The organism is Streptomyces sp. NPDC058335 (assembly GCF_042723915.1).
Taxonomy (GTDB): domain Bacteria; phylum Actinomycetota; class Actinomycetes; order Streptomycetales; family Streptomycetaceae; genus Streptomyces.
The window spans coordinates 193,874-206,936 of record NZ_JBHXHX010000012.1; the positions used below are offsets into that span (position 1 = coordinate 193,874).

Sequence of the window (13,063 nt, forward strand, 5' to 3'; positions counted from 1 at the left end):
GTGGTGCGGGAGGGGGCGCTCGGGCTGGTGCTGCCGGGGCGGTGAGACCAGGAGCCTCCCGGTCACTCTGCCGGACCGTCCGAGCGGGGGAGGGCGGGGTGAGCCAGATGCGCAACGACGAGTGCGTGATCGGCCCGGCCGTCTTCGAGGCGTGCCTCCAGACCCTGGTGGACCGGTACGACCGCACCTCCCACCCGGTACTCGCCGCGCTCACCGAGGGGTACATCGCCACACTGCCGGCCGTCACCCACCGGATCGGCATCGAGGTACGCCCGCCCGAGGGGCAAGGGTGGGCTGCCCGCGCGCCGGCGCTCTCCGCCGCTTTTCGCGGCTCGACGGCGCGCTGACGGCCCTCGCTACCCCTGTAGCTCCCCCGGCCCCCGCACTTCCCCGCCCTCCACGTCCTTGAGCGCGACCCCCGTCGCCCCCAGCTCCCGTGCCCTCGTCAGCAGGCACGCCAGTTTTCGGGACGCCGTCTCGTAGGTGAGGCCCAGCGGAGGGCGGATGTTGGACAGGCAGTTGCGGTCCGCGTCCGTGGTGGTGCCGGGGCGGGGGCGGTGGGTCAGGTACGCGCCGAGGGAGTCGGCCGCCGACATGCCGGGGCGTTCGCCGACGAGGACGACGACCGCGGTCGCGCCCATCGCCGCCGCGATGTCGTCGCCGAGGGCCACCCGGGCCTGTTCGGCGAGGACGACGGGGCCGATCCGCAGGTCCGGCAGGCGGGCGGCCGTAGCCCGCACCATCTCCGCCGCGTGCTCGTGCACGGCCCGGCTGGACAGCCCGTCGGCGACCACGAACACCACGTCCCAGTCGCCCACGGGCAGGTGCGCGCGGTCGGTGGGGTGGAGGCGGCGGCCGAGGTCGGGGCGCTGGAGGTAGGTGAGGCGGTCGGGGGCGGCGCTTCGGACGCGGATCACCGGCAGGCCCGGCAGCCGGGCGGCGACCGTGTCGGGGTCGAAGGGCGAGTGGACCGCGTCGCGGGCGGCGGCGTGCGCGGCCTGGAGTTCCAGGCGGTGCCGGGTGGGCAGCGCCGAGCCCGCCCGGCCCAGGCCGATCCGGGCCTGGGTGCGGTGCCGCAACGCGGACCACAACTCGCCTGTCCCACCGACTTCCTGACTGGTCGTCATGCGGCTGCCCCCCGCCCGATCGCCGTCAGCGGATGGCCCGTGACCTCGCGGATGCCGCCCCGCTCGTCCAGCAGCCCGATCGACTCCAGCCACGTTTCGAACTCCGGTGCCGGGCGCAGTCCGAGCACCTCGCGCAGGTACAACGCGTCGTGGTACGAGGCCGACTGGTAGTTGAGCATGATGTCGTCCCCGCCGGGCGTGCAGATCACGAAGGAGGCGCCGGCCACGCCGAGCATCGTCAGCATCGTGGCGATGTCGTCGTCGTCCGCGTCCGCGTGGTTGGTGTAGCAGATGTCCAGGCCCATCGGCAGGCCGAGCAGCTTGCCGCAGAAGTGGTCCTCCAGGGCGGCCCGCAGGATCTGCCGGCCGTCGTAGAGGTACTCCGGGCCGATGAAGCCGACCACGGTGTTCACCAGCAGCGGGTGGTACCTGCGGGCCACGGCGTACGCCCGTGCCTCGACCGTCTGCTGGTCGACGCCGTGGTGGGCACCGGCGGAGAGGGCGCTGCCCTGGCCGGTCTCGAAGTACATGACGTTGTGGCCGACCGTGCCCCTGCCGAGCGCCCGCGCGGCCTCGTGCGCCTCGTCGAGGAGGCCGAGGGTCACGCCGAAGGAGGCGTTGGCGGCCTGGGTGCCCGCGACGGACTGGAAGACGAGGTCGACGGGGGCGCCGGACGCCATCAGGTCGATGCTCGTCGTGACGTGGCAGAGCACGCAGGACTGGGTGGGGATGGCGTGGCGCCGGATCACCCCGTCGAGGAGGTCGAGCAGGTCCCGGACCGCCTTGGGGCTGTCGGTGGCCGGGTTGATGCCGATCACCGCGTCGCCGGAGCCGAGGAGCAGGCCGTCGAGGAGGGCGGCGGCGACGCCCGCGGGGTCGTCCGTCGGGTGGTTGGGCTGGAGGCGGGTCGCGAGGCGGCCGGGCAGGCCGATCGTGGAGCGGAACGCCGTCACCACCCGGACCTTGCGGGCGACCGCGACCAGGTCGGCGTTGCCCATCAGCTTGGAGACGGCGGCGGCCATCTCGGGCGTGAGACCGGGTGCGAGCGCGGCCAGCGTCGGCGCGTCGGCGGCCTCGGACAGCAGCCACTCCCGGAACTCGCCGACGGTCAGGGCGGCGACCGGCGCGAACGCGGCCGGGTCGTGCGTGTCCAGGATCAGCCGGGTGACGTCGTCGCTCTCGTACGGGATCAGGGGTTCGGTGAGGAAGGCGGCCAGCGGAACCTCGGCCAGGGCCCAGCGGGCGGCGACGCGCTGGCGGGCGTCGTCCGCCGCGAGGCCGGCGAGGCGGTCGCCGGAGCGTTCGGGGCTCGCGGCGGCGAGGAGGCGGGCGAGGGAGGCGAAGCGGTACCGCTCGCCGCCGAGGGTGGCGGTGTGAACGCTCATGAGGGCGACCGTACGAGGGCCCCGGCCAGGGGTCCACGCCTCCGCGCAGAGTTAACAAGAGCGTTCGACCGGCCCGACTCCCAAAGGTCTGGTTGACAAACATTTAACCGGTGCGGCCCCCTTGTCGACTCATCCGCGCTCCAGCATGCTCCTTCAGCAGGACATCCGCAGAGGTCAGGAAGGGGCCACCCGATGGCAGTGGACGAGGGCGTCGCCCCGGCAGCGAGAACGAGCGAACCGGGAACCGTTCACCGGCTGAAACCCAACGCCGTGGGCCTGCTGGGCGTGGTCTTCATGGCGGTGGCGACGGCCGCGCCGATCACCGCGATGACGGGCAACGTGCCCTTCATGGTGTCGTCGGGCAACGGCATCGGCGCCCCGGCGAGCTACCTCGTCGCAATGGTCGTCCTGGCAATCTTTTCCGTCGGTTTCACCTCGATGGCGAAGCACATCACCGCCACCGGCGCCTTCTACGGCTTCATCTCCCACGGCCTCGGCCGCAGCGCCGGCCTCGCCTCCGGACTTCTCGCGACCTTCGCCTACGTCGTGTTCGAGCCGGCGCTGATCGGCATCTTCTCGACGTTCGCCACGACGACCCTGAAGGACCAGAGCGGCCTCGACGTGCCGTGGTGGGCGTTCGCGGTGCTGATGCTCGCGGTCAACACCATGGGCACCTGGTTCGGCGTCTCGGTCGCCGAGAAACTGCTCGTCGTGCTGCTGGCGACCGAGGTGACGATCCTCGCGGCGATGGCGATCTCGGTCGCCCTGCACGGCGGCGGCCCGGACGGCTTCACCTTCGGCCCGGTCAACCCGGTCAACGCCTTCCAGGGCACGAGCGCCGGCCTCGGCCTCTTCTTCGCCTTCTGGTCGTGGGTCGGCTTCGAGTCGACGGCGATGTACGGCGAGGAGTCCCGCGACCCCAAGAAGATCATCCCCAAGGCGACGATGGTCTCGGTCCTCGGCGTCGGCGTCTTCTACGTCCTGGTCTCCTGGATGGCCATCACCGGCAACGGCGAGAAGGAGGCCGTCGCGGCCGCGTCCTCCTCGAACCCCCTCGCCCTGTTCTTCGACCCGACCGAGCAGTACGTCGGCCACTGGGCGGTCGTCGTCATGCAGTGGCTGATGATCACCGGCTCGCTGGCCTGCGGCATGGCCTTCCACAACTGCGCCGCCCGCTACATGTACGCCCTCGGCCGGGAGGGCGTCCTGCCCTCCCTGAAGGACACCGTCGGCCGCACCCACGCCCGGCACGGCTCCCCGCACATCGCCGGCCTGGTCCAGTCGTTGATCAGCGGCGTCCTGCTCGGCGCGTTCTGGCTCGCCGGCAAGGACCCGTACACGGGGACGTACGTCCTCCTCGCCATCCTCGGGACCATGGCGATCCTCGTCGTCCAGGCGGTCTGCTCGTTCGCGGTGCTGGCGTACTTCCGCTCGCACCACCCCGAGAGCCGGCACTGGTTCAAGACGTTCACCGCGCCGCTCCTCGGCGGCGTCGCGATGCTCGCGGTGGTCGCGCTGCTGGTGTCCAACATGGGCGTGGCGGCCGGACCCGAGTCCGACTCGATGGTGCTGCGGGCGACCCCGTGGATCGTGGGCCTGATCTCGGTGGCGGGCTTCGGCTACGCCCAGTACCTCAAGCGGCGCTCGCCGGAGCGGTACGCGCTGCTGGGCCGGACCGTGCTGGAGGAGACCAGGGAACGCTGAAAGTCTCCGCCTAGTCCTTGCCGAAGACCTGCTCGCGGTGCACCCGCCACCGCTCCATCATGGCCGCGATCTCACCCTCGACGAACTCGAAGAAGGCGAGCGTCTCGGCCATCCGGCTGCCCGCGGGGGTGTCGGCGCCGAGGCTGGTGACACCTTCGCGCAGGGCGCCCTCCCACCGCTTGAGGACCGTCTCGCGGTTGGTGAGGGCCTCGTACCACTGGTCGCTGTGCACCCGGTAACGCTCCCGCCGGGAGCCGGGTTCCCGCTCGCGGGCCACCATGTGCTGCTGCGACAGATACCGGACGGCGCCGGAGACGGCCGCCGGACTGATCCGCAGCTGTTCGCCCAGCTCGGCCGAGGTCATCGCGCCCGAGTCGGAGGACAGGAGCGCGGCGAAGACCCGCGCGGCCATGCGCTGCATGCCCGCCTCGACCAGCTGCGCGGCGAAGGACTCGACGAACCTCGACACGGACTCCGCGTCCCGCCCGCCCTCGACGCGGGCCCCGGCTGCTTCGCTCATGGTCACATCCTAACGAGCCTTTCTGCACTTCCTTAACTTCACAAATTTCTGAAGTAAGCGTACGTTCTGAAGCATGACGAAGGCCATCACGGTGTCCGGACTGCACAAGTCCTTCGGCCGCACCCACGCGCTCGACGGTCTCGACCTGGAGGTCGGGACGGGCGAGGTGCACGGCTTCCTCGGCCCCAACGGCTCCGGCAAGTCCACCACCATCCGCATCCTCCTCGGCCTGCTGCGCGCCGACTCCGGCGCCGCGCAGATCCTCGGCCGCGACCCCTGGCGGGACGCGGTGGAGGTGCACCGCCGCATCGCGTACGTCCCCGGCGACGTGACCCTGTGGCGGAACCTGTCCGGCGGCGAGGTCATCGACCTCTTCGGCCGGCTGCATGACGGGGGCCGCGCGAAACGCGTCAGGCAGGGTGGTGGTGGGCGACGGGCGGGCGGTCTGGACGCCCGGCGCCGCGCGGAACTGGTCGAACGCTTCGAGCTGGACCCCACCAAGAAGGGCCGCACCTACTCCAAGGGCAACCGGCAGAAGGTCGCCCTGGTCGCCGCGTTCGCCTCGGACGTGGACCTGCTCATCCTGGACGAGCCGACCTCGGGCCTGGACCCGCTGATGGAGGCCGTCTTCCGGCGGTGCGTGGAGGAGGAGCGTGACCGGGGCCGTACGGTCCTGCTGTCCTCGCACATCCTCAGCGAGGTCGAGGAACTCTGCGACCGGGTCAGCATCATCCGCCAGGGCCGCACGGTCGAGACCGGCTCGCTGGCCGACCTGCGCCACCTCACCCGCACCAGCGTCACCGCCGAACTCGCCGGCGAGCCCGACGGGCTGGCCCGTCTGCCCGGCGTCCACGACCTCGACGTACAGGGCCGCCGGGTCCGGCTCCAGGTCGACGCCGACGGGCTCGACGCCGTCCTGCGGTCGCTGAGCGAGACGGGCGTGCGCTCGCTGACGTCGACGCCGCCCACGCTGGAGGAGCTGTTCCTGCGTCACTACCGGGCCGAGCCCGTCGATGCGGCGGAGACGGCGGTCCGATGAGCACCCTGGCACCCCAACTCGCGGGCACCGGCACGCTGTTGCGGTTCGCGCTGCGCCGCGACCGGGCCATGATCCCGCTCTGGGTGGGCGTCAACGCCCTGATGGTCCTCTCCATGCCGAACACCCTGAAGGGCCTGTACGGCACGGCCGGCGAACGCGCCGGCCTGATGGAGCAGATGGCCACCAACTCCTCGCTGCGCGCCCTCGTCGGCCCCGTCTTCGACGACTCCCTGGGCGCCCTCACCGCCTGGCGGGTCGGCGTCTACGCCGGTGCCCTCGCGGCCGTGACCAGCATCCTGATCGTCGTACGGCACACCCGTGACGAGGAGGAGAGCGGCCGTCAGGAGCTGATCGCGTCCGGCATGGTGGGGCGGCGCGCCTCGCTGACCTCGGCGCTGCTGACGGCGGCGGTCGCCGACGCGGTCCTGGCCCTGCTGGTCACCGCCGGACTGGCCGGGCAGGGGGTGGCCGGGGCGCTGGCCCTCGGGCTGGGGCTCGCGGCCGTGGGGATGCTCTTCGCGACCATGGCGGCGATCGTCGCTCAGCTCACCGAGAGCGCGCGGCTGGCCCGCGGGCTGACCTCGGGGGTGCTGGGCGCCGCGTTCGTGCTGCGCGCGGCGGGCGACTCCGCGACGGACGACGGCTCCTCGGCACTGACCTGGCTGTCCCCGCTCGGCTGGCTGGAGAACCTACGGCCCTTCGCGGACGAACGCTGGTGGGTGCTGGCCCTGTTCGCGGCGGCGATCGCCACGCAGGGTGTGGTGGCGTACGCGCTGGCGGGCCGCAGGGACGTCGGCATGAGCTTCCTGCCGACCCGGCCGGGACCGGCCACGGGCCGGCTGCGCACGGCCGGGGCGCTGGCCTGGCGGCTGCAACGCGGCAGCGTCCTCGGCTGGAGCATCGGCTTCTTCCTCGCCGGGGTCGTCTACGGCGGCATGACGGAGGGCGCGGCCGACCTGGTCGGCGACAACGAGCGGGCCCGCGAGATCTTCCAGCGGATGGGCGGTCAGTCGGCGATCACCGACGCCTTCCTCGCCGCGATGATCGGCATGCTCGGCCTCGTCGCGGCCCTCTACATCGTCGCCTCGGTCCTGCGGCTGCACGGCGAGGAGACCTCCGGGCGGGCGGAACCGGTCCTCGCCCACGCCGTCGGCCGACTGCGCTGGGCCGCCGGTCATCTGGTGATCGCGTTCGGCGGCGCAGCCCTGATCATGCTGCTGGCGGGCCTCGGCTTCGCCGTGGGCCACGGCAAGGAGGTCGGCCCGGTCCTGGCCGGCTGTCTGGTCCAGCTCCCGGCGGTGTGGGTCGTCGGCGGCCTCACGGTCCTCCTGTACGGCCTCGCCCCGCGGCTGGCCCCGGCCGCGTGGGGCGTGGCGGGCGCGGTCCTGCTGATCGGCTGGATCGGCCCCGCCCTCGACCTCCCGCAGGTGGTGCTGGACCTGTCCCCCTTCGGCCACCTGCCGAAGCTGCCGGGCGGCGGGATGGAGTGGGCGCCGGTGCTGACCCTCGTCACGCTGGCGGCGGGGCTGGTGGCGGCCGGGGTCGCGGGGGTGCACAGGCGGGACCTGACGACGTGAGGGGAGTGGGGGCAGGCTCGGTTTTCTACCCGACCTCGACGCTGAGCCCTTCCAGCCCTCTGATCACGAAGTTCGGCTTGCGCTCGGGCTCCGCCGCCAGGCGCAGAGTGGGGGCCTTCTCCAGGAGGGCCCTCATCGACGCGGCCAGCTCGATGCGGGCGAGAGGGGCGCCGATGCAGTAGTGGATGCCCGCGCTGAACGAGATGTGCGGGTTCTCACCGCGGGTGAGGTCCAGCCGGTCCGGGGCGGTGAAGACGGCGGGGTCGTGGTTGGCGGAGCCGAACAGCATCGCGATCTCCGCGCCCCGCGGGATCACCGTGCCGTCGATCTCGATCTCGTCGAGGACCCAGCGCTCGAAGAGCTGGAGCGGGGTGTCGTAGCGCATCAGCTCCTCCACGGCGGAGGGGACCAGGGAGTGGTCGGCGCGCAGGGCCGCCAGCTGGTCCGGGTTGCGGAACAGCGCCCACCAGCCGTTGACCGTGGCGTTCACCGTCGCCTCGTGGCCCGCGTTGAGCAGGAGCACGGCCGTCGAGATCATCTCCTGCTCGGTGAGCCGGTCGCCCTCGTCGTGGGCCGCGATCAGCCCGGAGATCAGGTCGTCGCCGGGCTCCTTGCGGCGGGCCGCGATCAGCTCCAGCAGATACTCGGAGAACTCCACCGAAGCGCGCACCGCCCTGCGGGCCGTCTCCTCCGACGGGCTCAGCTCGTACATCCCGCAGATGTCCGCCGACCAGGGCCTGAGCGGGGCCCGCTCCGACGCCGGGATCCCCAGCATCTCGGCGATCACCGCCACCGGCAGCGGTTCCGCGACGTCCGTCAGCAGATCGCCCCCGCCGGCCGCCACCATCCCGTCCACCAGCTCACCGGCCAGCCGCTCCACATACGGCTTCAGCCGCTCGACCGTGCGCGGGGTGAACGCCTTCGACACCAGACGCCGGATCCTGGTGTGGTCCGGCGGCTCCAGATCGAGCATCCCGTGGTCGTTGAGCGTGTGGAACGGCTCGTGCTCCTCCGGGGGCGCCGTCCGCCCGAAGTCCTCGTGGGTGAAACGGTGCTGGTAGGTCCGCCCCAGCCGCCGGTCCCGCAGCAGCGCCGAGACGTCCGCGTGGTGCGGCACCAGCCACTGGTCGGTGGGCTCGTACCGGATCACCCGGCCCCGCTCCCGCAGCTCGGCGTAGGCCGGGTACGGGTCGGCCACGAACGCCGGGTCCCAGGGATCGAAGCGAAGGTCGTCGACTGCTGCCATGACCGGACGCTAGCCCGTCCACCCCACCTCTGACCAGGGTGACAGGGTGGCCAGGGTGGCCAAGTGACCAGGGGATCTACGCCGCCGCCGTCCGGCTTCTCACCCCGGCCTCACCAACCGTGCCTCGTACGCGAACACCGCCGCCTGGGTGCGGTCCCGCAGGCCCAGCTTCACCAGGATCCTGCTCACGTGCGTCTTGATCGTGGACTCCGCCACCACCAGACGCCCGGCTATCTCCGCGTTGGACAGGCCCTGCGCGATGAGGACCAGGACCTCCGTCTCCCGCTCGGTCAGGTCGCCGTAGGACGCCTGGGCGCCACGGGGCAGCCGCGGACCGTCGCTCAGTTTGGAGAACTCGGTGATCAGGCGTCTGGTGACGGACGGGGCGAGGAGCGCCTCCCCGGCGGCAACGATCCGGACGCCGTCGGCGAGTTGGCGGGCGGAGGCGTCCTTCAGCAGGAAGCCGGAGGCTCCGGCCCGCAGTGCCTGGTAGACGTACTCGTCGAGGTCGAAGGTGGTGAGGACCAGCACCTTCGCCGTGCCGTCCGCGGCCACGATCTCCCGCGTCGCCTCGATACCGTTCATCTCGGGCATCCGGATGTCCATCAGGACGACATCGGGAGCCAGTTCACGGACGCGGTCCACCGCCTCGCGGCCGTTGACCGCCTCGCCGACGACCTCGATGTCCGGCATCGCGTTCAGCAGGACGGAGAAGCCCTCGCGGACCATCATCTGGTCGTCCGCGATCAGTACCCGGATCGTCATGCCTCACCTTCGTCCACGGCGGCCATCGGCACCGGAAGGAACACCGCCACCTCGTAACCGCCGTCCTGCGTCGGGTCCGCCGTCATCTCGCCGTTCAGCATGGTCACCCGCTCCCGCATGCCCGTGATGCCGTGCCCTGCTCCCGGCGAGGGCTTCACCAGGGCGGGATTCGGCGGCGGGCCGTTGACCACGCGCAGGCCCAGCCCGCCGAGCACGTAGCCGATCTCCACGCGGGCGCTCGCACCGGGCGCGTGCCGCAGGGTGTTGCTCAGGGCCTCCTGCACGATCCGGTACGCCGACAGCTCCACTCCCTGCGGCAGTTCCCGCACCGCGCCGGTCACCACCTTCTCGGCCGGGAGGCCGGCCTCCCGCACATTGGCCAGCAGCCCGTCCAGCTCGGCGAGCGTGGGCTGCGGGGTGTCCGGGGCCTCGTAGTCCTCGGCGCGGACCACGCCCAGGACCCGGCGCAGCTCGGTCAGGGCCGCGACCGCGTTCTCCCGGATCGTCGCGAACGCCTTCTCCAGCTCCGGCGGCGGGTTCTCCACCCTGTAGGGGGCGGCTTCCGCCTGGATGGCGACGACCGACATGTGGTGGGCCACCACGTCGTGCAGCTCGCGGGCGATCGTGGTGCGCTCCTCCAGCAGCGTGCGCCGGGAACGCTCGTGCGCGGTCACCGTCTGCTGGGCGGTCACCTCCTCCTCGGCCTGTCGGCGGATGTGCCAGACGGTGACGGCGAGCAGGATGAGCGCGGAGAAGACCAGCATCGGCGAGACGTTGGTGCTGTAGTGACCCCAGCTGAAGGCCGTCTCGGCGACGAAGCCATAGGCGGCGGTCAGCAGCCACATCCAGGCCGCCGTGCGCGGCCGGGTACGTATCGCCACGACCGTCAGCACCACGAGGTGGGAGACGAAGCTGCCCGGCAGCCACGGCCAGTCGCTCCATGCCGTGCCGACGGCGGCGACGAGTGTGGTCGACACCAGCGACAGCCAGAACGCACCCGCCGGGCGGACCAGTGTCAGCAGGATCGGGGCCAGGGCCAGCACGCCGCACACCAGGCCCGTGAGGCTGCCGCTGCCGTCCGCCAGGGAGACCAGCACGGCCAGCGCGCCGCCCGCCCCGACCAGCGCGTGCCGCGACCAGGTCGCGTACTCCCGCTTGCGGCCCGTCAGCCGACGGGTGAAGCGGCCGTTCGGCTCACGGCGGGGTAGCGGGCGGTAGGCGAAGGCATCCTCGAACAGGTCCTGCCGCAGCCCCCGCAGGGCGCCCATGGCCGCCCGGATCTCCGGGCTGCGCGGCCGGTAGGTGGCGTACGGGTCGTCCGACGGTGTGGTGTGCGTCTGGGTCGTCTGGGTCGTCTCGGTCACATCAGAACGGTAGGCCGAGACCCGGGTAGCGGTCGTCACCAGTGAGAGGGGTTCCGCCGGGTCCGTCTGAAGTACTACGGGTCAGGACTGCGGGTCGGTACCGCGGGCCGGGGCCACGAGTCAGGGCCCCGACGCCGGTCTCACCGGTCCCAGTCAGTCTCACCGGTCTCACCAGTCTCACCAGTCTCACCGGTCTCGCCGGTCTCGCCGGTCTCGCCGGTCTCGCCGGGAGGTCAGTACCCGGAGGGCCGCACCAGTCCCGACTCGTAAGCGAACACCGCCGCCTGGGTGCGGTCCCGCAGGCCCAGCTTGACCAGGATGCGGCCCACGTGCGTCTTCACGGTCTGCTCGGCGACGACGAGGTGGCGGGCGATCTCCGCGTTGGACAGGCCCTGCGCGATGAGGGTCAGGACCTCCGTCTCGCGCTCGGTGAGGTCGCCGACGCGTTCCTTCTGCGGGGCGCGCGGCGTGCCGTTCAGCCGGGAGAACTCGGCGATCAGCTTGCGGGTGATGCCGGGCGCGAGGAGGGCGTCGCCGGCCGCCACGACCCGCACCGCCTCCGCGAGCTGGTCGGCGGAGGCGTCCTTGAGCAGGAACCCGGACGCCCCGGCGCGCAGCGCCTCGTACACGTACTCGTCGAGGTCGAAGGTGGTGAGCACCAGCACCTTGATCTCGGGGGTGGCGACGGTGATGCGGCGGGTGGCCTCGATGCCGCCCAGCTCGGGCATGCGGATGTCCATCAGGACGACGTCCGGGGACAGCTCCGCGACCTGCGCGACGGCGTCGAGCCCGTCGACCGCCTGTCCGATCACCTCGATGTCCGGCCGGGCGTTGAGCAGCACGGTGAAGCCCTGCCGGACCATCTGCTGGTCATCGGCGATCAGTACACGGATCGTGCCGCTCGTCATCTGGTCTCGTCTCCTGTCGGGGGTTCGGCCGTCGGCGGCTTCGGGAGGGGCGCGGGGAAGATCAGTTCGAGGTCGGCGGGCGGGGCGGTGTCCTCGGTGAGCGGGAGGGCGGCGCCGTCCTTCGGGAGGAACGCCAGGACGGTGAACCCGCCGTGCAGCGTCGGGTAGGCGGCGACGTGACCGCCCAGCATCACGGCTCGCTCCCGCATGCCGAGCAGCCCGTGCCCCGCGCCCGGCGAGGACCGGACCGGCCCGCGCGGGCGGGAGTTGGTGACCTCCAGGGACAGGCCCCGCCGATCGTGGGTCACCTCGACCCGCACCTGCGAACCGGGCGCGTGCCGCAGCGCGTTGCTCAGCGCCTCCTGCACGATCCGGTACGCCGACAGCTGCATGCCCGGCGGATACGCCGGTGCCTTGCCCCGCACCAGGGTCACGACGTCCAGCCCGGCGGCACGGGTGTTGTCGATGAGGGCGTCGAGCCGGTCGAGCGTGGGCTGCGGAGCGTCCGGGGTGCCTTCGCCGCCGGCCGCACCGAGGCCGTAGGGGTCCTCGGGGTTCTCGGAGCGGAGCACGCCGAGGACCCTGCGCAGTTCGGTGAGCGCCTCCAGGGCGTTCTTCCGGATGCCTTCGAGGTTCTCCCGCAGTTCGTCGGACGGGTTCTCCACCAGGTGCGGGGCCACCTGCGCCTGGATCGAGATCACCGACATGTGATGGGCGACCACGTCGTGCAGCTCGCGCGCGATGCGGTTGCGCTCCTCCAGCAGGGTGCGGCGGGCCCGCTCCTCGGCGGTGATACCGGCCTGCTCGACGAGCTGGTGCCGGGCCTCGCGGCGACCGCGCAGGGCGGTGCCGAGGAGGAGGACCGCGGCGAAGAGGCTCACCGCGAGCACACCGGTCGCCTGATACTCCGTGCTGCCGACGGCTCCTTGGACGAGCCAGGTGACGAACACCGTCACGGCCAGCACCGCGGCGGACACCCGGGTGGGCACCCGGAGCGCCAGCAGGAGGAGCACCATGCTCTGGGCGACCATCCCCGACACGGTCCACGGCCACGGTTCGGTGCCCATCGGCCGGTCCGAGAGCATCTCCTGCCGAGCACCCAGCGCCGCCACCACGGTCACCACGGTCGACAGCCACCAGGCCGGCACCGGCCGCCACAGAGCCAGGACCACGCCGACGCCCTGCGCCACCGAGCAGAGCAGGCCGTACTGCACGCCCAAGCGGTAGTTGTCCACCAGTTGGTCGGCGCTGGCGAGCGCCGTGCCGACGGCGACCAGACAGACCAGGCCGTGCGGCAGCCAGCGCAGCCACACCGAGGGCGGCAGTGGAGCCGCGCGCATCGTCCACAGGTCGTCGCGGAGCACCCGAAGGACGCGCTGCACCCGAAGGACGCGCTGCACCCGCTCCTCGGCCCCGTTCATCCGGCTC

At 72.2% G+C, this 13,063-nt stretch carries 12 protein-coding genes; 4 read left to right on the forward strand and 8 right to left on the reverse strand.

Annotated features, from left to right (window positions below; translation table 11 throughout):
* Positions 1 to 98 precede the first annotated feature (98 nt).
* On the forward strand, positions 99 to 347 hold the full coding sequence (locus tag ACFWJX_RS24390; protein ID WP_383246846.1) for a DUF6086 family protein: 249 nt from the start codon (positions 99 to 101) through the stop codon (positions 345 to 347).
* A gap of 9 nt (positions 348 to 356) precedes the next feature.
* On the opposite strand, the gene eutC is transcribed toward ACFWJX_RS24390, so the two are convergent.
* Positions 357 to 1,127, reverse strand: coding sequence for an ethanolamine ammonia-lyase subunit EutC (gene eutC, locus ACFWJX_RS24395; RefSeq protein ID WP_383246848.1), 771 nt, complete (start codon positions 1,125 to 1,127; stop codon positions 357 to 359).
* Positions 1,124 to 2,512, reverse strand: a complete 1,389-nt coding sequence (locus tag ACFWJX_RS24400; protein ID WP_383246851.1) for an ethanolamine ammonia-lyase subunit EutB — start codon at positions 2,510 to 2,512, stop codon at positions 1,124 to 1,126. Before ACFWJX_RS24400 ends, eutC begins: the two co-directional genes overlap by 4 nt.
* Positions 2,513 to 2,704: 192 nt before the next feature.
* Between ACFWJX_RS24400 and ACFWJX_RS24405 the strand changes: the two genes are divergently transcribed.
* A complete protein-coding gene (locus ACFWJX_RS24405) occupies positions 2,705 to 4,216 on the forward strand; it encodes an APC family permease (RefSeq protein ID WP_383246854.1) in 1,512 nt (503 codons plus the stop codon).
* A 10-nt stretch (positions 4,217 to 4,226) separates the two neighbouring features.
* Here the strand turns inward: ACFWJX_RS24405 and ACFWJX_RS24410 are convergent, their stop codons facing one another.
* The gene (locus tag ACFWJX_RS24410) at positions 4,227 to 4,736 is read right to left on the reverse strand and encodes a GbsR/MarR family transcriptional regulator (RefSeq protein ID WP_383246857.1); all 510 of its coding nucleotides are present in this window, start codon (positions 4,734 to 4,736) and stop codon (positions 4,227 to 4,229) included.
* Positions 4,737 to 4,809: 73 nt separating this feature from the next.
* Between ACFWJX_RS24410 and ACFWJX_RS24415 the strand changes: the two genes are divergently transcribed.
* A complete protein-coding gene (locus ACFWJX_RS24415) occupies positions 4,810 to 5,775 on the forward strand; it encodes an ATP-binding cassette domain-containing protein (RefSeq protein WP_383246859.1) in 966 nt (321 codons plus the stop codon).
* Positions 5,772 to 7,352: an ABC transporter permease gene (locus tag ACFWJX_RS24420; protein WP_383246862.1), complete on the forward strand. Its 1,581-nt coding sequence runs from the start codon at positions 5,772 to 5,774 to the stop codon at positions 7,350 to 7,352. The genes ACFWJX_RS24415 and ACFWJX_RS24420 overlap by 4 nt, the downstream gene beginning before the upstream one ends.
* Positions 7,353 to 7,377: 25 nt before the next feature.
* Here ACFWJX_RS24420 and ACFWJX_RS24425 read toward each other — a convergent pair whose 3' ends face one another.
* The 5 genes from ACFWJX_RS24425 to ACFWJX_RS24445 all read right to left on the reverse strand — a co-directional run bounded on the left by ACFWJX_RS24425 (position 7,378) and on the right by ACFWJX_RS24445 (position 13,056).
* Positions 7,378 to 8,598 (reverse strand): cytochrome P450, encoded by a 1,221-nt coding sequence (locus tag ACFWJX_RS24425; RefSeq protein WP_383246865.1) that lies wholly within the window; start codon positions 8,596 to 8,598, stop codon positions 7,378 to 7,380.
* Between the two features lie 99 nt (positions 8,599 to 8,697).
* Positions 8,698 to 9,363 carry a response regulator gene (locus tag ACFWJX_RS24430; RefSeq protein ID WP_383246868.1) on the reverse strand — a complete coding sequence of 222 codons (666 nt, stop codon included), beginning with the start codon at positions 9,361 to 9,363 and terminating at the stop codon, positions 8,698 to 8,700.
* Complete coding sequence (locus ACFWJX_RS24435; RefSeq protein WP_383246871.1) at positions 9,360 to 10,727, reverse strand: histidine kinase; 1,368 nt, start codon at positions 10,725 to 10,727, stop codon at positions 9,360 to 9,362. Before ACFWJX_RS24435 ends, ACFWJX_RS24430 begins: the two co-directional genes overlap by 4 nt.
* Positions 10,728 to 10,960: 233 nt before the next feature.
* Positions 10,961 to 11,635 (reverse strand): response regulator, encoded by a 675-nt coding sequence (locus ACFWJX_RS24440; protein WP_383246874.1) that lies wholly within the window; start codon positions 11,633 to 11,635, stop codon positions 10,961 to 10,963.
* A complete protein-coding gene (locus ACFWJX_RS24445) occupies positions 11,632 to 13,056 on the reverse strand; it encodes a sensor histidine kinase (protein ID WP_383246877.1) in 1,425 nt (474 codons plus the stop codon). Before ACFWJX_RS24445 ends, ACFWJX_RS24440 begins: the two co-directional genes overlap by 4 nt.
* Positions 13,057 to 13,063: the final 7 nt, after the last annotated feature.

What these genes read in the sequence shown, in the direction of transcription:
- eutC (WP_383246848.1), bottom strand. Translation starts at nt 1,127, where the DNA reads ATGACGACCAGTCAGGAAGTCGGTGGGACAGGCGAGTTGTGGTCCGCG.
- ACFWJX_RS24420 (WP_383246862.1), top strand. Translation starts at nt 5,772, where the DNA reads ATGAGCACCCTGGCACCCCAACTCGCGGGCACCGGCACGCTGTTGCGG.
- ACFWJX_RS24405 (WP_383246854.1), top strand. Translation starts at nt 2,705, where the DNA reads ATGGCAGTGGACGAGGGCGTCGCCCCGGCAGCGAGAACGAGCGAACCG.
- ACFWJX_RS24400 (WP_383246851.1), bottom strand. Translation starts at nt 2,512, where the DNA reads ATGAGCGTTCACACCGCCACCCTCGGCGGCGAGCGGTACCGCTTCGCC.
- ACFWJX_RS24440 (WP_383246874.1), bottom strand. Translation starts at nt 11,635, where the DNA reads ATGACGAGCGGCACGATCCGTGTACTGATCGCCGATGACCAGCAGATG.
- ACFWJX_RS24415 (WP_383246859.1), top strand. Translation starts at nt 4,810, where the DNA reads ATGACGAAGGCCATCACGGTGTCCGGACTGCACAAGTCCTTCGGCCGC.
- ACFWJX_RS24430 (WP_383246868.1), bottom strand. Translation starts at nt 9,363, where the DNA reads ATGACGATCCGGGTACTGATCGCGGACGACCAGATGATGGTCCGCGAG.
- ACFWJX_RS24410 (WP_383246857.1), bottom strand. Translation starts at nt 4,736, where the DNA reads ATGAGCGAAGCAGCCGGGGCCCGCGTCGAGGGCGGGCGGGACGCGGAG.
- ACFWJX_RS24445 (WP_383246877.1), bottom strand. Translation starts at nt 13,056, where the DNA reads ATGAACGGGGCCGAGGAGCGGGTGCAGCGCGTCCTTCGGGTGCAGCGC.
- ACFWJX_RS24425 (WP_383246865.1), bottom strand. Translation starts at nt 8,598, where the DNA reads ATGGCAGCAGTCGACGACCTTCGCTTCGATCCCTGGGACCCGGCGTTC.